The organism is Arthrobacter globiformis, from assembly GCF_030817195.1.
Taxonomy (GTDB): domain Bacteria; phylum Actinomycetota; class Actinomycetes; order Actinomycetales; family Micrococcaceae; genus Arthrobacter; species Arthrobacter globiformis_D.
This window is the reverse complement of sequence record NZ_JAUSYZ010000001.1, coordinates 2,661,452-2,683,291: the sequence shown is the minus strand read 5'-3', so window position 1 is coordinate 2,683,291 and position 21,840 is coordinate 2,661,452. Positions and strand designations below refer to the sequence as shown.

The 21,840-nt window shown below is 62.3% G+C and carries 19 protein-coding genes; 16 read left to right on the top strand and 3 right to left on the bottom strand.

Features of this window, described 5'->3' with window-relative positions; genetic code table 11:
- Positions 1-232: 232 nt before the first annotated feature.
- A complete protein-coding gene (locus QF036_RS12085) occupies positions 233-1,099 on the bottom strand; it encodes a hypothetical protein (protein ID WP_307102114.1) in 867 nt (288 codons plus the stop codon).
- A 401-nt stretch (positions 1,100-1,500) separates the two neighbouring features.
- Here QF036_RS12085 and QF036_RS12080 point away from each other — a divergent pair, with 401 nt between their 5' ends.
- The 3 genes from QF036_RS12080 to QF036_RS12070 all read left to right on the top strand — a co-directional run bounded on the left by QF036_RS12080 (position 1,501) and on the right by QF036_RS12070 (position 3,738).
- Positions 1,501-1,920 carry a hypothetical protein gene (locus tag QF036_RS12080; RefSeq protein WP_307102112.1) on the top strand — a complete coding sequence of 140 codons (420 nt, stop codon included), beginning with the start codon at positions 1,501-1,503 and terminating at the stop codon, positions 1,918-1,920.
- A 345-nt stretch (positions 1,921-2,265) separates the two neighbouring features.
- Positions 2,266-2,595 (top strand): DUF4190 domain-containing protein, encoded by a 330-nt coding sequence (locus QF036_RS12075; protein ID WP_307102110.1) that lies wholly within the window; start codon positions 2,266-2,268, stop codon positions 2,593-2,595.
- 3 nt (positions 2,596-2,598) lie between these two features.
- Positions 2,599-3,738 (top strand): DUF4190 domain-containing protein, encoded by a 1,140-nt coding sequence (locus tag QF036_RS12070; RefSeq protein ID WP_307102108.1) that lies wholly within the window; start codon positions 2,599-2,601, stop codon positions 3,736-3,738.
- Positions 3,739-5,367: 1,629 nt separating this feature from the next.
- Here QF036_RS12070 and QF036_RS12065 read toward each other — a convergent pair.
- Complete coding sequence (locus tag QF036_RS12065; protein WP_307102106.1) at positions 5,368-6,186, bottom strand: IclR family transcriptional regulator; 819 nt, start codon at positions 6,184-6,186, stop codon at positions 5,368-5,370.
- 290 nt (positions 6,187-6,476) lie between these two features.
- Between QF036_RS12065 and QF036_RS12060 the strand changes: the two genes are divergently transcribed.
- From QF036_RS12060 to QF036_RS12050, 3 genes are all read left to right on the top strand, one after another.
- Positions 6,477-7,844: an MFS transporter gene (locus QF036_RS12060; protein ID WP_307102104.1), complete on the top strand. Its 1,368-nt coding sequence runs from the start codon at positions 6,477-6,479 to the stop codon at positions 7,842-7,844.
- A gap of 105 nt (positions 7,845-7,949) precedes the next feature.
- Positions 7,950-9,338 carry an FAD-dependent oxidoreductase gene (locus QF036_RS12055; protein ID WP_307102102.1) on the top strand — a complete coding sequence of 463 codons (1,389 nt, stop codon included), beginning with the start codon at positions 7,950-7,952 and terminating at the stop codon, positions 9,336-9,338.
- A 73-nt stretch (positions 9,339-9,411) separates the two neighbouring features.
- Positions 9,412-10,380 carry a VOC family protein gene (locus tag QF036_RS12050; RefSeq protein ID WP_307102100.1) on the top strand — a complete coding sequence of 323 codons (969 nt, stop codon included), beginning with the start codon at positions 9,412-9,414 and terminating at the stop codon, positions 10,378-10,380.
- Positions 10,381-11,245: 865 nt separating this feature from the next.
- Here QF036_RS12050 and QF036_RS12045 read toward each other — a convergent pair.
- Positions 11,246-12,169: a LysR family transcriptional regulator gene (locus tag QF036_RS12045; RefSeq protein WP_307102098.1), complete on the bottom strand. Its 924-nt coding sequence runs from the start codon at positions 12,167-12,169 to the stop codon at positions 11,246-11,248.
- Between the two features lie 425 nt (positions 12,170-12,594).
- Between QF036_RS12045 and QF036_RS12040 the strand changes: the two genes are divergently transcribed.
- The 10 genes from QF036_RS12040 to QF036_RS11995 all read left to right on the top strand — a co-directional run bounded on the left by QF036_RS12040 (position 12,595) and on the right by QF036_RS11995 (position 21,835).
- Complete coding sequence (locus tag QF036_RS12040; protein WP_307102097.1) at positions 12,595-12,915, top strand: 2Fe-2S iron-sulfur cluster-binding protein; 321 nt, start codon at positions 12,595-12,597, stop codon at positions 12,913-12,915.
- 28 nt (positions 12,916-12,943) lie between these two features.
- Positions 12,944-13,084, top strand: coding sequence for a hypothetical protein (locus QF036_RS12035; protein WP_307102095.1), 141 nt, complete (start codon positions 12,944-12,946; stop codon positions 13,082-13,084).
- A 59-nt stretch (positions 13,085-13,143) separates the two neighbouring features.
- Positions 13,144-13,290, top strand: a complete 147-nt coding sequence (locus QF036_RS12030) for a hypothetical protein (protein ID WP_306922807.1) — start codon at positions 13,144-13,146, stop codon at positions 13,288-13,290.
- 468 nt (positions 13,291-13,758) lie between these two features.
- Positions 13,759-14,268, top strand: coding sequence for a nuclear transport factor 2 family protein (locus tag QF036_RS12025; RefSeq protein WP_307102092.1), 510 nt, complete (start codon positions 13,759-13,761; stop codon positions 14,266-14,268).
- Positions 14,269-14,348: 80 nt separating this feature from the next.
- Complete coding sequence (locus QF036_RS12020; RefSeq protein WP_307102090.1) at positions 14,349-15,647, top strand: cytochrome P450; 1,299 nt, start codon at positions 14,349-14,351, stop codon at positions 15,645-15,647.
- Between the two features lie 2 nt (positions 15,648-15,649).
- Complete coding sequence (locus QF036_RS12015) at positions 15,650-16,906, top strand: NAD(P)/FAD-dependent oxidoreductase (protein WP_307102088.1); 1,257 nt, start codon at positions 15,650-15,652, stop codon at positions 16,904-16,906.
- A gap of 17 nt (positions 16,907-16,923) precedes the next feature.
- Positions 16,924-17,244, top strand: coding sequence for a 2Fe-2S iron-sulfur cluster-binding protein (locus tag QF036_RS12010; RefSeq protein WP_306922799.1), 321 nt, complete (start codon positions 16,924-16,926; stop codon positions 17,242-17,244).
- A 59-nt stretch (positions 17,245-17,303) separates the two neighbouring features.
- Positions 17,304-18,764: an aldehyde dehydrogenase gene (locus QF036_RS12005; RefSeq protein ID WP_307102085.1), complete on the top strand. Its 1,461-nt coding sequence runs from the start codon at positions 17,304-17,306 to the stop codon at positions 18,762-18,764.
- Positions 18,765-18,816: 52 nt separating this feature from the next.
- Positions 18,817-20,460 carry a GMC family oxidoreductase gene (locus QF036_RS12000; RefSeq protein WP_307102083.1) on the top strand — a complete coding sequence of 548 codons (1,644 nt, stop codon included), beginning with the start codon at positions 18,817-18,819 and terminating at the stop codon, positions 20,458-20,460.
- Between the two features lie 79 nt (positions 20,461-20,539).
- Positions 20,540-21,835 (top strand): cytochrome P450, encoded by a 1,296-nt coding sequence (locus tag QF036_RS11995; RefSeq protein WP_307102082.1) that lies wholly within the window; start codon positions 20,540-20,542, stop codon positions 21,833-21,835.
- The last annotated feature ends 5 nt before the right edge of the window (positions 21,836-21,840 follow it).

Below are 21,840 nucleotides of genomic sequence, written 5' to 3'. Positions count from 1 at the left end.
TAGTCGGTGCAGTTATCTGCGATTTGTTGCCAACTGGCCCCCGCTCCGTCGTCGGTCCTACGAATTCTGACGCTGTTGTCCCTTGTGCCGGTGAGCGGTGGGCCCTACGCCGGACACCAGCGAAGGAGGACTTCCCCCTCAGCCGGCGCAGAATACGCCTCGGCATCAAAGGACGACCGGCAGTACGTCGAGCTCGTTCACGGTCCGGTCCACACGCATGCTCGACTGTCAGCTAGCCCCGAGTTGTACAGGGGTCCCGACTCTCCTGCCAGTTAGGAGGGGCGGAGACCAAGTTCTGGCAGACATTTCCCCACAAATAAACTTGTTGGTATTGGCTCTCGTCGGGAAATTCATCCATTATCTGGGTCATTTGATCCTCCGGCACCAAGTTTTGTTTGTGTGTAGTGTCGCCTTCCTGGACTGTCATTTCCAGTTGCGGCTGGCAGACCTTGCCCGCTGGTGGATGCAGGTCAATCAGCAACACATGGCTTTCGCCCTTTTTGAGTGAGATTGTCTTCTCCGGGAAGAAAGGCTTCTTTTCAGTTGAGCCGGGGTCCAACAAATACACGTCTTGGGTCGGGCCCCCAACATCGACTCCTACTCTGATAGTCGGATCGATATGCCCCCTAAACGGCGCATTAAGCCAAACAAGCCTTGCCCGGGAGGGGGAACTGCAGTCGGAGATATCCCGGATATCAGTGATTCTCACGGCGTCGGGTCGCTTTCCGGTGATGGTCACCATTATGGAGCGTGGTCCGATGACAATGCCTCCACGTGCCGCCAACAAATCCGCCTGTTGTTGCGCCCCGGCTGGGTAAACCTTGGCCTCGTCATCCTTCGACACCAGGACTTCAGGTGGCAGTGAAATCGCCCGGTCGCTCCTCGCGGCCTCCGTGTCCACCTGCACACTAACCGGGTCCCCATATCGATCAGGATCGAAGAGCATAGTAAGGGCGCCAGTGAAGACTTCCGTCAGCCAACCCGCCAGGGCGGCCAAAATGATGCCGCCGATCCAGACGAAGGGCTTTCGCCATAACGCCTTGGTAGTGGTGTCAGTCGACCCCTGAGGACGATTATTACCAGGCTGCGCCGAGGACATGGGCCCTCCCATAGTGCGAACCCTCTGGGATTTTGCTTAAGGATAAGAGGCAAATAATTTGCGGTCAATACCAAGGGTGTCCATAACAAAACATTCCCTAAACGACCCCCGCGTCAACCCCCGCGGCAGCCGGATTAGCACCGGGAATTTCCCACGGAGCAGCGGGATGATCGTCCCGTGGCTCTAAAGCAAGCCACCAGAGCGCGTTGGCCCGGCTTGCATTCGCACCCGCCGCCGGGGTTTGCACTTTCTTGATCCCAAGCTGCCTCTTTGCTGCGCCATCCTTGACGCCGACGATCCATTCTGGTCGCAGGAAGCAGGTTATCGAGCCGAAGCAGCCGACATGGCGCCGGCGGTTCAGGCCGTGGTGCACCCAGTAGGGGCGGGGAGGGAGTCGGGCGATGCGCAGAGGGAAACGGCTGGATCAGAGAGCAAAGACGCTGGATGCACAGCACCTTCAGAAGCTCGCAGACGAGGCATCGCCGGAGGCGGCCGAGTCCTTCACCGCGGAGTACGTAACTCTCCTCCCCCGCTTCGTTGAACGGATCGTGCGCACCGTTGGCGCCCAGGACAACGATCTGGTGCTGAATGCCGCACGGAGGCTGAAGACGAAATCGTGGCTGATCGGGGCGCTAAGAATGAACCAGCTGTGCGGTGAACTTGAGCTGGCCCTGGCGCTGGCAGACTGGGACGCCGCAGCAGCAGTCGCACGGGACATCGAACTCCATTTTCCCCACCTGCAAAAGGCCCTCGGGGACGTCCCGGAACTCACGCACCGCACTCGGCGGCCGAGGAAGCTCCAGGACGCCATGGCGTCCTGATCCCTGGACCGTTCGGGTACACCACGTCACCGGTGACCTAAAGAGTGCGGTTTATCGCGTCGCGGCCCGGTACCCCGGGCGGTGCCCGTCGGCCGAAACATTAGGACGATATAAGTACATTCACTTGACCGGCGACGCCCTGTCCGTGGATTCTCATCGCAGCACAACTCGCGCAGGAGCTCCGACCCGCCGCGACTTCAAACTTGGGGGAACCATATGAACTGCCCGAACTGTCACTCGCCCAACGTCTCATCGGCGGGCTCCTGTAGTACATGCGGAACAACTCTCAAGACGTCGCCAGGGAACAGCGTCGCTCCCGCTACCATCTCAAGGCGGGACGGCCGAATGACGATTGCGGAACGCCGCGCTGCCGGCATTGAAACCCGCGCGTCGCCGGTCAAGACCGCAGAGTACACAGCGCCTGTGTACCGGCCGGCGCCTCCGCACACCGGCACAAACGGTTTCGCCATCACTGCTCTCATCCTGGGTTTGGTCGGCGGGTCCATCCTGGCCGTCATTTTCGGCCACATCGCCAAGGCGCAGATCAGGCGCACCGGTGAACAGGGGAACGGCCTGGCAACCGCCGGACTCATCCTTGGCTACGCGGGGACCGCGCTGCTCGCCATTGTCCTCATCAGCATGATTGTCGCAGCCGTTTCCTACAGGGGGTACTGAACCATGAGCAACGGCAACCTACAGCCCAACCAACACGGCTTCGCCCCCCAGGGGTATGCCGCGCCGCCCGCCAGGACGAACCAGCTCGCGATTGCGTCGTTTGTGCTCGCCTTCGTCGTGACCCTCTTGTCGATCATTTTCGGCCACGTAGCGCTGAACCAGATCAAGCGGACGGGTGAGGGAGGGCGTGGCCTTGCCCTGGCAGGTCTCTGGATCTCCTATCTCTCGGTCGTGGCCGCCTTGACAGCTGTCGGCGTCATCTGGGTGACGGCCCTGAACGCCCAGCACGCCGCATCAACGTCTTTCGGGAGTGGCGGAGCGGTCTACGCCGCCCCCACCCCGTACTACAACAGCACCCCTCAGCCCTACTATTCGGCGCCGGCCGACAGCTCCCAGCCCATCTACGGTTCGGATGCTACATATGCCGTCCCGCAGTACAGCACGGCTTCTGCCGCTGTCGGACCAGCTGGGGTGGCCCAGCCGGCCTCGTCCTCCCCGGTGAGCGACGCGGACCGGGCCTACTGCCAGAACCGTGGCGTCCTCCTCTGGCTAGCGGGTTCTGCCACCTATCGCGGGGCCCTGTGCTCGATTGACGGATTCCCGACACTCATCAGCATGGCCAACGATGTCGGCGGCAATGTCACCCTGCCGGCACGGTCCGACGCCAGCTCGTTCAGCGCCACCGCGCCGGACGGCACTGAGTATTCGTACGGCCAGGGAACCGTCACCATCACCACGGCGTCAAAGACCTTCACTGAACCCACCACCGAGTGGGAGGCTGGCAACGCATCGTCTTTGAGCTCTCCGGGTGACTTGGACATCAGCACGCCAATTTCCTATCCCGTCTGTGACGACAGCGTCATGATCGTCTACGGCACGTCATGGAACAGCGCGACGAACGCCGACGCCGTCCAGAATCTTCTCGATGCACACCCCGGGTCTTCATATATGCGAACCGACCTCAGTTGCCGAGCCTTCACCGGTCCTTCGACAGCAAGCAGCGAGGGTGCATATGTGTATGCGGTCTACTCCGTCGAGTCGGGCCAGGAAGCCGCGTGCAAGGCAATCTCGGGTACCCCCTACTACGGTCGGGTACTGAGCAACTCCCGGAACTCCGGTGACAACAAGCTCCAGTGCGGCTGACCCTGTAGCCAGATCGGCAGCAGGTGGTGGGGAACTCCGTGGGGTTGCCCGGGCCTGACCCGCGCCGGCAGCTAAGTCATCGGGGCTCCTCCTGACGGGTGGGGTCCGCAAATAGCGCCCGTCCACCTTGCAGCTACCTCGTAGACTCAACGCTCGCGTAAACTGCCCGGGAACCCCCGCCCCGACCGCAAGGACGACCTTGAGCACTGACTCCTGTGCGGTCCACGAGGGGTGAATGTCCCGCTCGCGGCTAGCGAAAGACGGGCATGGCCCGGCCGGGGCTGGTCGACAGTTGCCGCACCAGCCGAATTGCCCGCGCCGTGGGCCCTGGCAGACCCTGGTGGCCGGACTCGTCATCGTTCAAGGTGACGAAAGGGTTCTTATCGGCCAAAGGATGCTTCGACGTCTCACCATTCCGTCAGGTAGTCATCCATCAGGGATGGAATGAACAGATATGAAAGATCGGCCTGGCGGCAGGAACCCCACTTCGGAACACCGCGGTGAAAATCCACAGCGTCAGGTAGTCGACGCTGCAAGTAGCCCCAGGAAGAGGCATCGATGGAAACCCTCGAGCCAGGGAAGAAAGGCGGTGAGCTTCATGGGCTCGTGTACGGCGGCCATGCCTCCCCGTCGGGCACAGTAGTCCTGTCAGACCGCTTGTTAGCTTCCGCGCAGGAATATGTCCCTTCAGATTGCGCACAAGTCATGCCGCCCTCCCCCGCACCCACCATGAATAAGCAACAACGCCAACAACAGCCGGGAGGGAGAAGCGTTGTGAACACCCAACGACCTAGAAAAGAAACCGGCACCGAATTCTTCTCAGGTCATGTTGCCCAAGCCAAGGAAGCCCATAACTGGTAACGAACGACAGCCCGTCCATCCAGAAAGGCAAGAAGGCACCGGGCCACACCACCGTCCACCAATGAAAAAGGCCCCCGAAGGGGCCCCTCAAAACACAATTTGTCTGCGCTCAGAGGCTAAAAATGCCCCTGAACAGGGAAAACACGTGCCCGAGATGGGACTCGAACTAGCCTCTCCCCTTGCAAATCCGCCGCTCTTTCGAAAACATCCGCAATCCGGGCCCAGTCCGAGGCCGGTACAACCGAATCCGAAGCCCCAGGTGTGGACACTGTCCACACCTTCTTTTTTGAGCCTTTTGGAGCACCAGGCAACGAAGTGCGCAGTCCGGAGGACGTGGAGAATCCTTCTTCACGCCCTCCATCATTCGGCCGTCCACCGATGCTTCCAGGCTCAGCCGGAATGCGACGCACAACATTGGCCGAGCATTTCTGTGAGGAACGAGCCGAGTGCTGGGAATCCTTTTCGGATCAGGCCGGACCCCATACACCCTTATTCAGACACTCCCCCGTTAGTGCAAGGGCCGCCAATTTGTAGGGACTGTCCGTGTACCCCCCTCGATGTTTTGTGTGGCTACCTGGCCAGCGGTACTCATCAGGGCCGTAGCTTTCACAACTTTCCCAGGCTGGTTGTGGTGGCGAGTTACCTACCCGGTGGCGAGGCCGCGCCGAGACTAGTGAGACGTTCTCGGCAGCGCATGTCGGCCCTATGGTGCCCCGTCCCGTTGAGCGAAAAGTCATTGATGCGAAATGCCGGCCTCCCCGGGTCATCTCAGTCGCCGTCGGTGGCTCTGCGGATCTGTTGTTTAAGCAGGTTCAGGCGCGGGTCTGCCACAAGGTTCTCGACGTTCATGGCCCGGGAGATGGCACGTGCCGTGGTGTGCAGCGCATGGAGGTAGGTGAGTTCATCAACACCGCCGCGTTTAATCGTGATGGAGAGAGCTGCGATAACCCCGCCGTCTGCCGCCAGGATCGGAACGGCAATTCCAGAGACGTCGGCGTGGATCCAGCCCGCAGCCACAGCATAGCCCGCCCGGCGCGCTTCAGCGATGATCTTCCTCAGCTCGTCGCGGTCCATGACGGTTTGATTGTTGAACGCTGTGAGCCGGCCCCAGGCGAGTAGTTCGTCCCGAACAGGCGGCGATGAGTACGCAGCAAGGACGATGCCTGGTGCGCACTGCAACGCGGGCAGGCGTGATCCTGCCGTTGCGGTGTTGGCGGACGTGGCGTCCGTGGATGAGAGCCGTTCGAGGTAGAGCACGTCGTATCGGTCCAGAACCGACAGTTGGGCGTGTTGTCTGACCACTGCGTGGAGATCCTCCATGTACGGGAGAGCAATGTCCCGCAGCGACATTGCGCTTGAAGCCCGGGTTGCGAGTTCCCACAGACGCAAGCCGATGCGGACTCGGCGGTCCGGTTCACGTTCCAGCACCCTTGCGGCCACGAGTTCCCGGACGATGCGGTGAGCGGTTGCCTGCGGAAGTTTGGATCTTCTGGCGATCTCTGATGCTGTCAAGGCATACTCGCCGGCGCCGAAAACCTCGAGGATGCGTATGACCCGTTCAATCATCGTCTCGTTCTGCGTTGGCATTCGCCTCCGACCTCCGTGTCCGGCCCGGTTCGCTGGCTGCCCCAACGAGCCAACTTTTTTGCCAGCACAGCAGATCATATCCCTGCAACCGCCACGGGCAGGCGAATTCTTCCTTCTCACTCAGCGAGAAATGCTCTCGACCGTGACCCTGCTCACGGCCATTCTCGAGGGAGCGCCCGATTGGGATCGAACCGGAGGGGACGGTGCGATAACAAGACTGCGGCGCCAACCCCATAACCACACCAGCACGCACTGTCCGCCGGGCGTCCGCAAACTAGGAGTCTTCACCAATGATCAAGACCGGAGCAACCGCTCAGACCAGAAAGGCAGCCCTCTCCGCGTTCCTCGGCGGCGCACTCGAGTACTACGACTTCGTCCTGTTCGCTTCGGCTGCCGCATTTATCTTCCCTGTCGTTTTCTTCCCCGGCTCGCAGGCCGCGACCTTGATGTCATTCGCCACCTTCGGAGTCGCCTACCTCGCCCGCCCCTTGGGTGCCGTCGTGATCGGTCATTTCGGTGACAAGTTTGGGCGCAAGAGCGCCCTACTGGCCACGTTGCTCATCATGGGGCTGGCGACATTCGTCATAGGGCTTCTTCCCGGCTACGACCAGATCGGCCCCTGGGCGCCACTGCTTTTGGTCGCCATGCGGCTCCTGCAGGGTTTTTCTGCCGGTGGAGAAGTGGCAGGCGCCAGCTCGCTGACCATCGAACACGCACCCGACCGCAGCCGGGCGTTCTGGGGCAGCTGGACTGTCGAGGGCGTGGGTGCCGGCATGCTTCTAGCTACCCTCATCCTCATTCCCGTCGCAGCGATGCCCGACGAGATCCTCTTCTCATGGGGTTGGCGGCTGCCATTCCTGGCCAGCATCATCGTCCTCCTTATCGCGTTCTTTGTCCGCCGGACCCTTGAGGAGCCCGAGGTGTTCGAGCACGTCAAACAGAAGGGCGAGACGGCGAAGGTGCCGCTCTTCGACGCACTCCGCAGCAGCTGGCGGGGTATCAGCCGGGTGGCGTTGGCGACTCTCTACTTCGTCCCCGATTCCATCATGAATGTTTTCGGTGTCGCGTTCGCCATCTCGGTGGGGATCGACCGGACCACAGTCCTGTGGTCCGCCGTCGTGACGCAGATCGTTGCGCTGATTGTTCGCCCCTTGGCGGGGATATTCGCTGACAGGATCGGACGCCGGCCTGTATTCGTGATCGGTGCACTCGGCACCGGGGTCATGACGTTCGGGTTCTTCGCGGCAGTATCGGCAGGCAACATTGCGCTGATGTTTGTCACCAACGCGCTGATGGTTGGCTTGTTCCTGGCGTTCTGCGGTGCAATCTATCCAGCTTTCTACGCAGAGATGTTTACGGCGCGGGTCCGGTACACCTCGATGGCGGTCGGCCTCCAGATCGGGTCAGTCGTATCCGGGTTTGCACCTTCAATCGCAACCGTCCTGACCCAAGGTGTCCCCACCAATTGGATGCCCGTCGCCTGCATGGTGGCAGGTGCACTCATTATCGCCGCGGTTGCCGCGCTCACCGCCCGCGAAACGTATCGCACTCCCTTGGAAGAGCTCGGGCTGCCACAAACGGATCGGTTGCCCGCGGACAGTGTGACCACGGGCGGAGATGGTCCCGCCCAGATGGCGGTCGCGGAACCGACGAACTGACCGCGACAGACCCATGCGCCCCCATTGGGATGCAGGTCGATCAGGGACACCTCGCGAAGATCCGAGCCGTCCCGCCCCCGAAACATCTGAAAGCGAGAGTCGAGAATGACTGTTCCTGAATACACTTATGACCTGGTGGTTATCGGCTCCGGCATCGCCGGGCAATCCACCGCGACTTCCGCAGCGGAGGCAGGCCTGTCCGTGATGCTGCTAGAGAAGACCGGGCAACTGGGCGGCTCCTCGGCCATGAGCGGCGGCTGGTTCGCGTTCACAGGCACCGAGGAGCAGGCCGCGGAAGGCATCGACGACTCCCCTGAATTATTCCTCCAGGACCTGCTTGAGGTGGGAGAACACCGCAACGACCGGTCGCTGCTGGATGCGTACCTGGCCCAACAGAAAGAAACCTACCGCTGGCTCAAGGCTCACGGGGTGGTCTTCCGGGAAGTTGAGATCAGCTCCGGCCAGTCCGCCCGGCGCAGCCACAACTCGTCAATCAAAGAAGTCCTGGCCACGCTGCACCGGGACTACACCGCCTTGGGCGGGCAGACCCGGCTCTACAGCAGCGCGCAGAAGCTGATCCGCAACACCGACGGCCGGGTAACCGCCGTGGTGGCTGAGACCCCCGAAGGAAAGCAGCTATTCGCAGGGCGTGCGGGAGTCGTTTTGGCAACCGGCGGGTTCAGCCGGGGTACCGATCTGCTGAAGATCTTCGCCCCTGAACAGCTCGCCGCCATCCCTTACGGCGGCAAGGGAAACACAGGTGACGGGCTGAGAATGGCGTGGAAGCTCGGTGCCGGCATGGCGGACATGTCGTTCATCTCCGGCACTTACGGCTCGCATCCCGAGACAGGTGAGGAGTTCCACGAACTACTCACTGCCTATTACATGGGCGCCATCATTGTGAATAAGCACGGCCGACGTTTTATGGACGAGTCACAGGACTACAAGACCCTCGGACGGGAAGTGCTTGACCAACCCGAGGGCCTCGGCTTCGAGATTTTCGACGCCAAGGTCCGCGCCATGTCGCACCGGGGCATCCCGCTGAAGGACATCGACACGCTGGAGGACATCGGCCACGTCCACCGCGCCGACACCCTTGAAGAACTGGCCGAGGTGGCCGGAATCGACCCAACCGCGCTCGTTGAAACCGTGGCACGGTACAACGCTGCTGCCATCGGGCGGCAGGAGGACGAGGTAGGCCGGACCAGCCTGTGCAACGGGGTGGGTGAGCTGCAGCCAATCGATCAGGCGCCGTTCTACGCCTACCCTGCCAAGTCGCTGATGACCACGACTTACTGCGGGGTCACCATCAACACCAGCGGTGAAGTGACCGACGTCGACGGGCAGGTCATAGAAGGCCTCTACGCGGCCGGCGAGGTCACCGGCGGGTTCCATGGCGCCGCCTATATGACCGGCACATCGCTGGGCAAGGGAGCAGTCTTCGGCCGTGTCGTCGCACGTCAAGCAACCACCCAGTTGGCCCTCAAGTCCTGACACTCCCCCCAAACACCGCCCACGCGGCATCTGACAAAGCTACCCCACAAGCTTGAAAACGAAAGGTTTAACCATGGCCCCGAATGTTCCAGCCCTGTACCACCCGACCTTGGCCGTTCCCGATCTTGAAGAGGCCCGCGCCTGGTTCCGCAAGGTCTTCGCCCGTCCAGCTCTGCGCTGGGAAGAAACACTCGATCTTGGCCTGCTTAACCCCGACTACCCGGTGAACTATTCGTTCTTCGCCTTCATCACCGACGTTCATTGGGTTTTCCTATGCCCTGCGCTCCACGCGCAAGGTGCCCTCGCAGGCCAAACCCGGTACAAGGGCGTTTCCGACGGGATGATCGGGATGGGTTGGTACACCGACGACGCCGTTGGAATGTTCGAAAAACTGGCAGATGCCGGCGTTCGGGCCCACGACCAGCAGGGACAGATCATCACCAGCGCCAAACCCCCCACCTCCTCATTCGCTTCGGACGTATTCACCGGTTTCACAATGCCCGAGGACACGGGCATCCGGTACGAATTCCAGGAAACAGGCAAACGGCACTGGGAGAACTACTCGAGGCAGGCGGATCCGCGTCTGCGCCCCGACTGGACCGGTCCGTCGCCGGACCCTGACGACCCGCTCTCCATCGAGCTGACGTCACACCACACGATCCTCACGCTGAACCCCGAACGCTTGACAAAGCTGTACGTCGACCTACTGGACGGGCATGTAATTGCCGGGGGCCACAACGCCGCGCTGAACGCGGAAAGCACATTCATCCGGCTTGCGGACACTGTCCTCGAATGCGCCGTTCCCAACCAGGAAAGCCCCTACTCGTTCAAACTTTCTGACGACCGCGACCTGTACTACGGCGTCAGTTTCCTAGTGACGGACCCCGAGAGAGTACGCACGCACCTGGCGGAGGTCGGGGTTCCCTTCACGCACGACGACGGGTCAGTGGTCATCGAACCAGCCAACGGGTTCGGGGCGCAATGGCGCTTTATCCCGGAGCTGCCATACCCGGCGGCAGAACGCCGGCCAGCACGATTCTAGGACGGCAGCGCCGAGATCCGTTCCGTGGGGCCGCGGCCGCGTGAGCCGCACCGCGGACCCCTCGGTCCCCGAACGCGGCGCGGCGGCCGGTGCATCACCTCAGCATGGCGATGCACCGGCCGCCGAATTCACAGGTATGGAAGGCCGCGTTCATGAAACTTCCTTTTCCACTCGAGAGAACTCCCCACCAGTGGCATATCGCCGACAATCTTGCAAACGGTGTTTGCACGCCCACGCCAATCCCCGCATCTTCCCGGCGATTTCCCATCAAAAATGAAGGCCGATTCTGCCCCCCGGCCGCTCGGCAATGGTGAGGCGGTCGGCATGAACGAAGCGGCCGGCCGCAGCGTCTGCGACACGGGCTGCCGCTAAGCAACCGAATCTGCAGAGATGGGCGGGGTGCTCCGCCTCAAGGCGCATACGTGCGGCGAGGGCCGCCGTCGTACCCTACGCCGCAGCCCGGCAGCCCAATGTTGCCGCGCTGCTATCGCAAAATCCCAGGCGCACTTGCCGCAGTAGTTGCAGAAGTACACAGCGGGAATGAGGACGCGTGGTCCCTCTTCGAACGGGAGACGTTGGCGTCTAAACTGGCCGCCCAGCTAGGGCTCTCTGGACGAGATTAAAAGGCGGGTCCGGTCAAAATCGGCGCGGGCCGTGGATGATGGTCAGCTCCGTGTGGCATAAGCCAGCTCCCACCTTCCCGACCAGCAGTTGCCCGGCTTCCGGCGCCGGGGGCCAAACCCCGCGGTACTCGGCAGCTAGCCCCATTCGACTATTTTGGTACGCCTGCACCGAAACAACGACAATAGGCCGGACCAGGGCAGGCACCAGGCGGGATAACGCGCCCCTATCACCTTGACTCCGACTACGTTGGCAACACAGCTTCAGGGACCTTTGTCAGAAGTTGGCGCGAGACTTCACGGGCGTGAGCAGTAAAGGCCAAGACATGCTCGCGGTCGTCATTTTGACGCGTCATGGCAACCGCGGTTGAGGAAGGTGCCCCATCGATTCGCAGTGCCCGCAAATCGGAATACTGGGCACTCATCCGCCAGGCGGTGAGCGTCATCGGCATGACCACCTCTCTGTTGCTCATCAACGCAAATTGCAGCTCCGCGAGCGTGCGTACGGATTGGCCCGTTCTCGGGGCAGACCTGCGAAGGTCATCCAGATGCCAGAAACTCGTCCACGACGGCGGAGCGTCGCCCATGGCCAGCATCGTTTCGTCCATGATTGCATCAGCAGACACCATCGATGCCTCTGCCAGTTTGTGATCTGACCTGAGCGCCAAAACTAACGGCTCGCCAAAAAGCGGCGTAGTGCTCACCCGTTCGTCTCCACAAGGAGCGCGGACGAGGGCAACATCGACATGCCCGTCCACGACCGCTGTAAATTGGTCAGCGAAGTCCAGCTCCCGCACCCCGACCGTGACATCCGGACAGAGACGCTGAAAGCCCCGGATAATGTCGGCAGTCAACTCCGACGCCGAAGCAGCCCCGGAAATCAACCCTACGGTCAGGGTTTTCTGGCTCCTACCGGCCTGTTGGACGATGTCGACGGTCCGCTCCAACGAGCGGACAATCTCGTAGGCCTGTTCGAGCAGCAGCTTCCCCGCCACCGTCAGTTCAATACCTCGGGGCGAACGCTGGACCAGCTGTGTTTGAAGTTGTCTTTCGAGAGCGCGCAACAACTTTGACACGGCCGGCTGCGCCAGCATCATCCGGCGGGCACCGCCGTGAATGCTGCCTTCTTCGGCCACAGCGATAAACAGCTGAAGTTGCCGCACATCCATGGGCGATCTCCTTCTCGCACAGCAGTGTGCGATGGAACACATGTTTCCATCCAGTCTATGTTCCCCTCCCAGCTAAAAGAAGTCAGGAATGCACCGTCCAGCGCGACACAGAGCCGCGCCATCCTCGTCCTCAAGGAGCATCCGGAATATGGCCGCAGCGGGCGCGCCGAGTTGCCCCACAGGGGTGATCTCCCGGACACATCACCTGATAGCAAACCGGCGCCTACCGTGACCCAGATCACGGCCATAAATTTAATACCAAGCAAGCCAACGCATCGATCGGGAGGTCCGGGAAAGCGCACTGGCGACCGTGGACAGCTTCGTCAGCGGTTAACGCCCCCGGCTCGCCCTTCCATCGATCTCCTTCCCGACCTTTCCATTCCCCTGCGGGACCTCGTTCCCGCCTGACTCACCGAGGAAACCCCATGATCAAGATCACCTACGTCACCGCTGACGGAAAAGAACAGCCCGTTGAAGTCGAACCCGGCATGAGCCTCATGGAAGTCGCAACGCTGCGCGGCATCGACGGCATCGTCGCCGAATGCGGCGGCGGCTGCTCCTGCGCCACCTGCCACGTATACGTCGACGCACCCTGGCACAACACCTTCGAAGAACCGGCATCGGAGGAGGAAGCCCTCATCGAATTCCTGGACGAAGCCCGGCCGACATCCCGCCTTTCCTGCCAGCTCCTGCTCGGCGCCGAACACGACGGCCTCTGCGTCCGCACCCCACCCTCCCAAGGCTGAACCACCGCTGAACATTCAAGGAGCATCCATGACGGACCAATCCCAATGCCCCTTTGCCGACTCGTGGGAGGCAGTGGCTCAAGCCAGTCGGCTTGAGGACGACCACCAGCCTGCCGAGGTGGGCAGCACTTTAGCTGCCCTTCCCTGGTCGGGGCTGCACTATGAATAAAAAACCCAGTCTGACAACGATGGACATTCCCGCTCGCTGGATTCTGAAAGGACAGGCGGATGACACGTGAAGAAGCCTTCGCAAAATGCTCCCCTGACTCGTATGTCGAATTTTACGGCGGCCGATGGCTCGTGGTGCCGTTCGCCCAGGTGGAGCAGCCGACGTTCTTCGTTTGCTCACCCGACAGGCTCCGCAGCAGGCTTTAGCCCCGACCTGGAAGGCCTCGACAGGCATGTGTCTTCTGCCGCAGAGCCCAATCATCGGCATCAAGCGTTCGAACTACATGCCCACAAGACTGGCTCCCTAAGGCGACAGCTTCGCCCTTCTTGGTCCCGCAACCGCGGCAGAATTGCTTGGCTAACAGCCATTCGCCTCAGCGTCCTTGAAATCCAAGCTCCAGGTTTCTTCGCGCTCACTTAATGACTAACCCTTCAAAAAATCCTGACACGACGATGAGAAGTTCGGATCGTGTCTGAACCCTCGCAGGGGGTGATGCCAAGGAAGCATCATCTAATAGCGAACTGAGCCCTACCGTGAGCCGAATCACAACAATAGCCTTTTTCCATCCGGTGATGCTCCCCCAATCCACTAAGGCGCAGTAGCTACACCGGAAAACGAGAACAGCACCCATCGCAAACATCGACGTCTGCAACGGGAGAAACGGAAGGTATGCCATGACTACTCAAGAAGTGAACCCAACCACAGGAACTGACGCTGCGCTGACCGACTACGTCCGGCAACTCGAAGCCCGCCTCAGGGTCCTCGAAGATAAGGAAGCCCTCGGGGCTCTCATGAATCGCTATTGCCGCACCTCCGACGCGAAGGATTGGTACGCCTGGAGCCTTTGCTTCGTCGAGGACGCTGAATTCGAATTCGGACCTTTCGGTACACACCATGGCCGGCAGAAGATCCGCGAGGTATGCGAGGCCGCGGAAGAGCCGTACCTCTCAATGCAGCATTCAATGACGAACATGCAGTTCGAGATCGACGGCGATACCGCCACCGGCACGGCCTACCTTTGGTTCGCTGGAGTACAGGATCCGCAGAATCCCTCAAAGCATTACGACATCGGCGGCCCCTACGAATGGACTTTCCGCCTCACTCCCGAAGGTTGGCGTTTGTCCCGCATGCACCTGCGCGTCGTCTGGACCCAGGGCGACCAGGAACAGAGCGTCTTCGGCTGATCACGCCAGCCGCCTTCTTCAGCTCCCAACCCACCCCGTTCGCCCCACACTCGTGGGGACCCATCACCAGGAGATCCCTCATGTCTACTGCCGTCACCCAAGACCAGGCCATCATCCCGGATGACATCGCCAAATCCGTGATCCTTCCAGCCTCCTACCGCGATGAGACCGGCATCGTGCACCCGGCACTGAAGTGGCTGCGCGAAAACATGCCTTTCGCCCGTGCAGAGGTTGAAGGTTATGCTCCCATCTGGCTGGCCACGAAGCATGCCGACATTATGGAGATCGAACGCACACCGACGATCTTCCGCAGCGGTCTCGGCGAGCCCTACATCAATGCGGTCGTTGACACCGAATTCCTCAAAACAATGAACGAGGGCAGGCGGGGCCTGGACACTCTGGCCAACATGGACGCCCCCGAACACACCAAGATCAAGAACGTCACGGCGTCCTGGTTCATGCCGGCGAATGTCCGTAAGCGGGAAGAGGCGATCCGGGCCATTGCCCGACAGTCGGTGGAAAAATTGCTCTCTTACGACGGGGAGGTCGACTTCGTCAAAGACATCGCGCTCCACTACCCGCTTCGCGTGATCATGAGCCTGTTCGGTGTTCCGCAAGAGGACGAACCGACGATGCTCAAGCTGACCCAGGAGATGTTCGGCAACTCGGACCCGGAGCACCAGCGCACAGACGTCCCCGCCACGCCGGAGGCTGCGGCACGTGCCTGGCGCGAAGCGGTTCTCGAGTTCCATCAGTACTTCGACAAACTGTCTGCTGACCGACGGGCGAACCCTACCCACGACCTCGCCTCGATTGTCGCGAATGCAGAGGTCGATGGCGCACCACTGCCCGGCTCATTCGTCAACGGCTACTACATTGCCATCGCCACCGCTGGCCACGACACGACCTCGGCAACGACGGCCACAGCGATCCAGCAGCTGGCGGCCCATCCGGAGCAGCTGAGGGCGGTACGCGAAGATGCCTCCCTCATTCCGGGACTCGTGGACGAGGCTCTCCGCTGGGCTTCCCCCGTCAAACATTTCCACCGCATCGTGGGCGAAGACATCGAGTTCCGCGGCCGCCAGCTGCGCGAAGGCGACAGCCTCATGCTGATGTACCCGTCAGCCAACCGTGACGAGGACATCTTCACCGATCCGTTCTCCTTTGACATCACGCGCAAACCAAACAGGCACATCGCCTTTGGATACGGCCCCCACCAGTGCATCGGACAGCACGTGGCGAAACTCGAAATGCGCATCCTCTTCGAGGAGCTACTGCCGCGCCTGAAGTCGATCGAGCTGGCCGGTCCCGTCAGCTACGTCCAGGCCAACTTCTTGTCCGGCCCCAAGACCCTTCCGATCCGGTTCGAGGCGGCCTGACCATGAGTGCCAACGACACGGCAACGCAGTCTGATTCCCTGCAGTCACGCGTCCTCATTGTGGGTGCCGGCCATGCCGGGGCCGCTACGGCCGCAACGCTGCGCCAGTACGGGCACTCAGGCACCATCACTATTGTCGGCGACGAGGACGAGTACCCGTACCACCGCCCGCCGATCTCCAAGGCGTACCTCCATGGGGAGGCTGACGCCGATCTGCTTCGTGCCCCGTCCTACTACACGGACCAGAACATCGAGCTGAAGCTTGGCCGCCGGGTTGAGTCCTTGGACCTGCCCACCCGTACTGCGACGCTTGATGACAGGACGGAGCTTGGTTTTGACGAGCTGGTCCTGGCGACTGGTGCACGCGCCCGCACGTTGCCGCATGCGCTGCCCGAACGCGGCTGTTGGTCGTTGAGGACCTACCGCGACGCCATCGGATTCCGCTCTGTGCTTCAGTCACGCTCACGTGTCGTCATCATCGGCGGCGGCTTCGTCGGACTCGAGGTCGCTGCCGCGGGACGGAGCCGCGGGTGCGAGGTCACTGTCATCGAACGCGAGGAGCGCCTCCTGCAGCGCGTTGCGAGCCCACTCCTCTCGGACGCATTGACCGCGCTCCACCGGGACAAGGGCGTCGACATCCTCGTCAACGCGGCACTGAAAGAGGTGGTGGCCGGCGAGGACGGTGCAGTCGAGGCTGTCATTCTCGAAGACGGGAGACGGCTGCCCTGCGACGCCATCGTCATCGGAGTCGGAGCCGAGCCCCGGGACGAGTTGCTGCGGCAACTTGGAGCGGAGTGCGACGGCGGTGTCGTCGTCGACGCGTCGGCCCGCTCGAGCCTGCCGGGTGTCTACGCCGTGGGGGACGTAACTCGCCGGGAGGTGCCGGGCTACCCGGGGCGGATCAGGTTGGAGAGCATACCGAATGCCACGGAGCAGGCCAAGCAGGCCGCGGCGGCCATCACCGGCCGGGCTGAACCCCGCGCGGAGGTGCCCTGGTTCTGGTCAGATCAGTACGACGTCAGCCTCAAGATCGCCGGGCTGCTCGCCGGGTCATCCCGCACGATAGTGCGCGGCAACCCTTCCTCGGCCTCGTTCGCAATCTACCACCTGGACGACGCCGATCGGCTACTCGCGGTGGAGGCAGTCAACGCACCCGGAGATTTCATGGCAGGAAAGAAATGGATCGCTTCCGGCGCCTCCCCCTCCATCGATCTCCTCCCCGATCTTTCCATTCCCCTGCGGGACCTCGTTCCCGCCTGATCCACCGAGGAAACCCCATGATCAAGATCACCTACGTCACCGCTGACGGAAAAGAACAGCCCGTTGAAGTCGAACCCGGCATGAGCCTCATGGAAGTCGCAACGCTGCGCGGCATCGACGGCATCGTCGCCGAATGCGGCGGCGGCTGCTCCTGCGCCACCTGCCACGTATACGTCGACGCACCCTGGCACAACACCTTCGAAGAACCGGCACCGGAGGAGGAAGCCCTCATCGAATTCCTGGACGAAGCCCGGCCGACATCCCGCCTTTCCTGCCAGCTCCTGCTCGGCGCCGAACACGACGGCCTCTGCGTCCGCACCCCACCCTCCCAAGGCTGAACCGCACACCTGCAGCTTCCGTCAACCCACCACTTAGCACCACGATGAGGAGAAATACCATGATCGTCACTGACGAAACGACCACTCAAACCCAGCTGTACATTGGCGGGGAATGGGTCGACCCCTCAACCAACAACGTGATTCAGCCCGTCAACCCATCGACGGAGGAACCCGTCGGGCAGGTCCCCGAAGCCAACGAGAAAGACGTCGACCGCGCCGTCGAGGCGGCCCGCGCAGCATTCGACGAGCCCCAGGGGTGGGCCTCATGGGACGCCGGCCGCCGAGCCGAGATCATCGAACGCTTCGCGGACGAACTCGAAAAACGGGGCGGCGAAATCGCGCGTCAGGTCAGCAGCCAGAACGGCATGCCCATCTCCATGTCCGGGCCCGTTGAGGGCGGATTCCCTGCCGTTGCACTGCGCTATTACGCCGGCCTCATCCGTGAACAGGGCATCGAGGAGCAGCGTGCCGGCATCTTCGGCCGTCCGACCCGCGTGCGGCACGAGCCCGTCGGCGTCGTCGCAGCAATCGTCCCGTGGAACTTTCCCCAGGCTCTGGCATTCGTCAAGATCGCCCCCGCCCTGGCAGCAGGCTGCACGATGGTCATCAAGCCGTCGCCCGAGACAGTCCTCGACTCCTACACCCTGGCTGAGGCCGCCCAGGCGGCAGGCATTCCCGCAGGCGTCCTGAACATCGTCCCTGCCGGCCGTGAAGTCGGAGCCTACCTCGTCGGCCACCCCGGCGTAGACAAAGTAGGCTTCACGGGCTCAACCGAGGCCGGCCGCAGCATCGGCTCCACCTGCGGCCAACTGCTTCGCCCCGTGACGCTCGAACTCGGAGGCAAGTCCGCCGCGATCCTTCTCGACGATGCAGATCTTCCATCACTGGCGGCGGAGTTCGTTGACGCGACGCTGCAGAACAACGGCCAGACCTGCTACCTGTGCACGCGTATTTTCGCCCCACGTGCCAAATACAACGAATTCGTCGACCAGATCACTGACATCGTCAGCTCACTCAGGGTCGGTGACGCCCTCGACCCGGCCACACAGGTGGGACCGCTCGTCTCGGAACGGCAACGTGCCCGCGTCGAGAAGTACATCGAGGTGGGGTTGGCCGAAGGTGGCCGAATCACCACCGGCGGCAAGCGCCCTGCCCACCTCGACCGGGGCTACTTCATCGAGCCCACGGTCTTCGCCGACGTCACCAACGACTCAACAATCGCCCGGGAAGAGATCTTCGGCCCGGTCCTGGCCGTCATTCCCTACGACACAATCGATGACGCCATCGCGATGGCCAACGACAGCGAGTTCGGCCTCGGCGGTTCGGTCTGGGGACAGGACACCGAACGCGCCCTCGAAGTCGCACGCCGCATCCAGACCGGCGGCGTCGGCATCAACTTCTACAGCCACGACATCGGCTCCCCGTTCGGCGGCGTCAAGGCCAGCGGACTGGGCCGGGAACAAGGCCCGGAGGGACTGGCCGCCTACCAGAACCTCAAGACGATCTACAACGCGCCGTGAACCCGCCTAATGACAGACAATCGTCCACGATTCAGGAACTGAGGACACCATCATGAAAGAGTATGACTACGACTACATCATCGTCGGCGCCGGGTCGGCCGGCTGTGCCGTCGCCGGGCGCCTGAGCGAGGACGGCTACAGCGTCCTGCTCCTCGAGGCTGGCGGAAGCGACGACGACGACCTGATCCGCACCCCGCTTCTGTTCGCCGGCCTCTTCCAAGGTGAAAAGGACTGGAACTACAACTCCGACCCCGAGCCCGGTCTTGCAGGTCGAAGGCTGTTCCTGCCGCGCGGCAAGGTGCTCGGCGGCAGCTCCTCCCTCAACGCCATGTTCTACGTACGCGGCGCCCGCGGGGACTTCGATGCCTGGGAGAACGAACACGGGGCCACGGGATGGTCCTATGACCAGGTCCTGCCTTACTTCAAGCGCTCCGAAGCGAACACGGACCTCCAGGACGAATACCACGGCACCGACGGACCGATGGGTGTCACGACAAAGCGCTGGTTCTCCGGGTACGAGCAGAACTACATCGACGCCGCTGTCCAGCTCGGCATCGAGCGGAACGACGACATCAATGGTGCACAGCAGGCCGGCGTCGGCCGGCTCCAGGTGACCGGCCGCGACGGGCAGCGCTGCTCGTCAGCGGACGCATTCCTGCGCCCGGCACTGGCCCGGCAGAACTTCGTGCTGGTGACCAACGCCTACGTGCAGCGCATCCTCGTCGAATCCGGACGCGCCGTCGGCGTCCAGTTCGAGCACGACGGAGACGTCGTCACCGCCCGCGCAGGACGTGAAATCGTGCTCTCTGCCGGCGCCTACAACACCCCCAAACTCCTGATGCTCTCGGGCATCGGGCCCGCAGACGAACTCCGCGCCCTCGGAATCGACGTCGTACTCGACTCCCCCCAAGTCGGACGAAACCTTCAGGACCATCCATTCACCTTGACCCACTACGCGACGGATGCCGACAACACCCTCGCCGTCGCCAGCGACCCCGCCGCAGCAGAAGAATGGCGCACATCCCGCACAGGCGTGCTTACATCCAACGCCGGCGAAGCCGCGATCTTCTGGCGTTCCGACCCTGCCCTTGCCAGCCCGGACTTTCAGATGATCTTCGTCCCAGGCTGGTTTTGGGAGCATGGATTCCGGTCCCCCAACACCCTCGGAATGTCCATCGGACTGTCCTACAACGGACCAAGCTCGCGAGGCGCCGTCACCCTTCGCTCAGCAGACCCAGCGGCTCCCCCGCGCATTGTCAGCAACCTGCTCAGCCAGCAGCATGAGGTCGACGCTGTCCTCCGGGCACTCGACTTCGTCTCGGAGCTTACCCAGCAATCACCGCTCCGGTCGATTCTGCGGGAGCAGGTAAACCCCGGCACTTCGGTCACCGGCGCCCTGCGGGAGCAGTGGGTACGCGCCGACACGCAGCACATGTATCATGCCGCCGGGTCCTGCCGGATCGGCACGCCGGAGACAGGCGTCGTCGACGCTGAGCTGCGCGTGCACGGCATAGCAGGGCTCCGCATCGCGGATGCCTCGATCATGCCGCAGATCACCAGCGGCAACACCAACGCGCCCTCGATCATGATCGGTGAGAAAGCCGCGGACCTGCTCCGCGGCCTCACCTCAGCGCAGGACGAGGCTGCAGCCTCGGGCTGCCCCTACCTGGCCGCCACCGCGGGCGCCAACGCCTGACCATGTCAGCAGGTGCGGGCGGGCCTCCCGCCCGCACCTGTCCCGCGAGAACCCATATTCCGACCACCGGAAGGACACCATGACCGAGACCGTGACTGACACAGCAATAGTCCCAAACCACATAGCGGAAGCAGTGATGCTCCCCGCCTCCTACGCCGAAGAGCAAACGCGAACGTATCCGGCACTCGCCTGGCTTAGGGCCAACAACCCCTTCGGCTTGGCCAAGATCGACAGCTACGATCCCGTCTGGCTGGCAACAAAGCACGCAGACATCATGGAGATCGAACGCAATCCCAAGATCTTCTCGAGCGGCAAGGCCGACCCGTTCCTCGTCGACCGGGCCGGACGCGAATATCTGAAGACGGCAAACAACGGCGCGCGGACGCAGGACACGCTCGCATACATGGACGCCCCGGAACACACGAAGATCAAAAACGTGACGAGCGCCTGGTTCATGCCGGCCAACGTCCGCAAACGTGAGGAGGCGATCCGCGAACTCGCCCGAGCATCCGTGAACAAGCTCCTGACCGGCGATCGTGAAGTCGACATCGTCAAGGACTTCTCGCTGTACTACCCGCTGCGGGTCATCATGACCCTCTTCGGCGTTCCGCCCGAGGACGAACCAATGATGCTCACCCTCACACAGGCACTGTTCGGTACGACCGATGAAGACTCCAAACGCAGCGACGCCGACGATGGCGAGGGCGCGAGCGCGAAAGCCTGGAAGGCAACGCTGCAGGACTTCTTCCGCTACTTCAACGAGCTGTCGGCCGACCGCAGGAAGAACCCGACGGACGACCTAGCCTCCCTTATCGCCAACGCCAAGGTCGACGGAGAGGATCTCCCGGAGTCCTTCGTCAACGGCTACTACGTCGCGATCGCCACGGCCGGACACGACACCACCTCGTCGACGATCTCGGGCGCCATCGAGCAATTCGCGCGCCATCCCGAACTGCTCGACGCAGTGCACGCCGACCCGAGCCTGATCCCCGGCGTCGTCGACGAGGCCCTTCGCTGGGCATCGCCCGTCAAGCACTTCTTCAGGATCGTGGCGGAGGACACCGAGTTCCGCGGCCGCAAGCTGTCAGCCGGCGACGGGGTCATGCTGCTGTACCCGTCCGCGAACCGCGACGAGGAAGTCTTCGAGCGCCCGAACGAGTTTGACATCACACGCAAGCCGAACAAGCACCTCGCCTTCGGTTTTGGCCCGCACCAGTGCATCGGCCAGCACGTGGCCAAGCTTGAGATGCGAATCCTCCTCGAGGAACTCCTGCCCCGTCTGGCGAAGGTCGAGCTACTCGGGGAACCGCAGTTCGTGGCCGCGAATTTCCTGTCCGGCCCCAAAACCCTGCCCGTTCGGATCACGCCTGCATAGCCCCG

What these genes read in the sequence shown, in the direction of transcription:
- QF036_RS11995 (WP_307102082.1), top strand. Translation starts at nt 20,540, where the DNA reads ATGACCGAGACCGTGACTGACACAGCAATAGTCCCAAACCACATAGCG.
- QF036_RS12025 (WP_307102092.1), top strand. Translation starts at nt 13,759, where the DNA reads ATGACTACTCAAGAAGTGAACCCAACCACAGGAACTGACGCTGCGCTG.
- QF036_RS12005 (WP_307102085.1), top strand. Translation starts at nt 17,304, where the DNA reads ATGATCGTCACTGACGAAACGACCACTCAAACCCAGCTGTACATTGGC.
- QF036_RS12000 (WP_307102083.1), top strand. Translation starts at nt 18,817, where the DNA reads ATGAAAGAGTATGACTACGACTACATCATCGTCGGCGCCGGGTCGGCC.
- QF036_RS12045 (WP_307102098.1), bottom strand. Translation starts at nt 12,169, where the DNA reads ATGGATGTGCGGCAACTTCAGCTGTTTATCGCTGTGGCCGAAGAAGGC.
- QF036_RS12055 (WP_307102102.1), top strand. Translation starts at nt 7,950, where the DNA reads ATGACTGTTCCTGAATACACTTATGACCTGGTGGTTATCGGCTCCGGC.
- QF036_RS12080 (WP_307102112.1), top strand. Translation starts at nt 1,501, where the DNA reads ATGCGCAGAGGGAAACGGCTGGATCAGAGAGCAAAGACGCTGGATGCA.
- QF036_RS12050 (WP_307102100.1), top strand. Translation starts at nt 9,412, where the DNA reads ATGGCCCCGAATGTTCCAGCCCTGTACCACCCGACCTTGGCCGTTCCC.
- QF036_RS12085 (WP_307102114.1), bottom strand. Translation starts at nt 1,099, where the DNA reads ATGTCCTCGGCGCAGCCTGGTAATAATCGTCCTCAGGGGTCGACTGAC.
- QF036_RS12030 (WP_306922807.1), top strand. Translation starts at nt 13,144, where the DNA reads ATGACACGTGAAGAAGCCTTCGCAAAATGCTCCCCTGACTCGTATGTC.
- QF036_RS12010 (WP_306922799.1), top strand. Translation starts at nt 16,924, where the DNA reads ATGATCAAGATCACCTACGTCACCGCTGACGGAAAAGAACAGCCCGTT.
- QF036_RS12070 (WP_307102108.1), top strand. Translation starts at nt 2,599, where the DNA reads ATGAGCAACGGCAACCTACAGCCCAACCAACACGGCTTCGCCCCCCAG.
- QF036_RS12065 (WP_307102106.1), bottom strand. Translation starts at nt 6,186, where the DNA reads ATGCCAACGCAGAACGAGACGATGATTGAACGGGTCATACGCATCCTC.
- QF036_RS12020 (WP_307102090.1), top strand. Translation starts at nt 14,349, where the DNA reads ATGTCTACTGCCGTCACCCAAGACCAGGCCATCATCCCGGATGACATC.
- QF036_RS12060 (WP_307102104.1), top strand. Translation starts at nt 6,477, where the DNA reads ATGATCAAGACCGGAGCAACCGCTCAGACCAGAAAGGCAGCCCTCTCC.
- QF036_RS12075 (WP_307102110.1), top strand. Translation starts at nt 2,266, where the DNA reads ATGACGATTGCGGAACGCCGCGCTGCCGGCATTGAAACCCGCGCGTCG.
- QF036_RS12035 (WP_307102095.1), top strand. Translation starts at nt 12,944, where the DNA reads ATGACGGACCAATCCCAATGCCCCTTTGCCGACTCGTGGGAGGCAGTG.
- QF036_RS12040 (WP_307102097.1), top strand. Translation starts at nt 12,595, where the DNA reads ATGATCAAGATCACCTACGTCACCGCTGACGGAAAAGAACAGCCCGTT.
- QF036_RS12015 (WP_307102088.1), top strand. Translation starts at nt 15,650, where the DNA reads ATGAGTGCCAACGACACGGCAACGCAGTCTGATTCCCTGCAGTCACGC.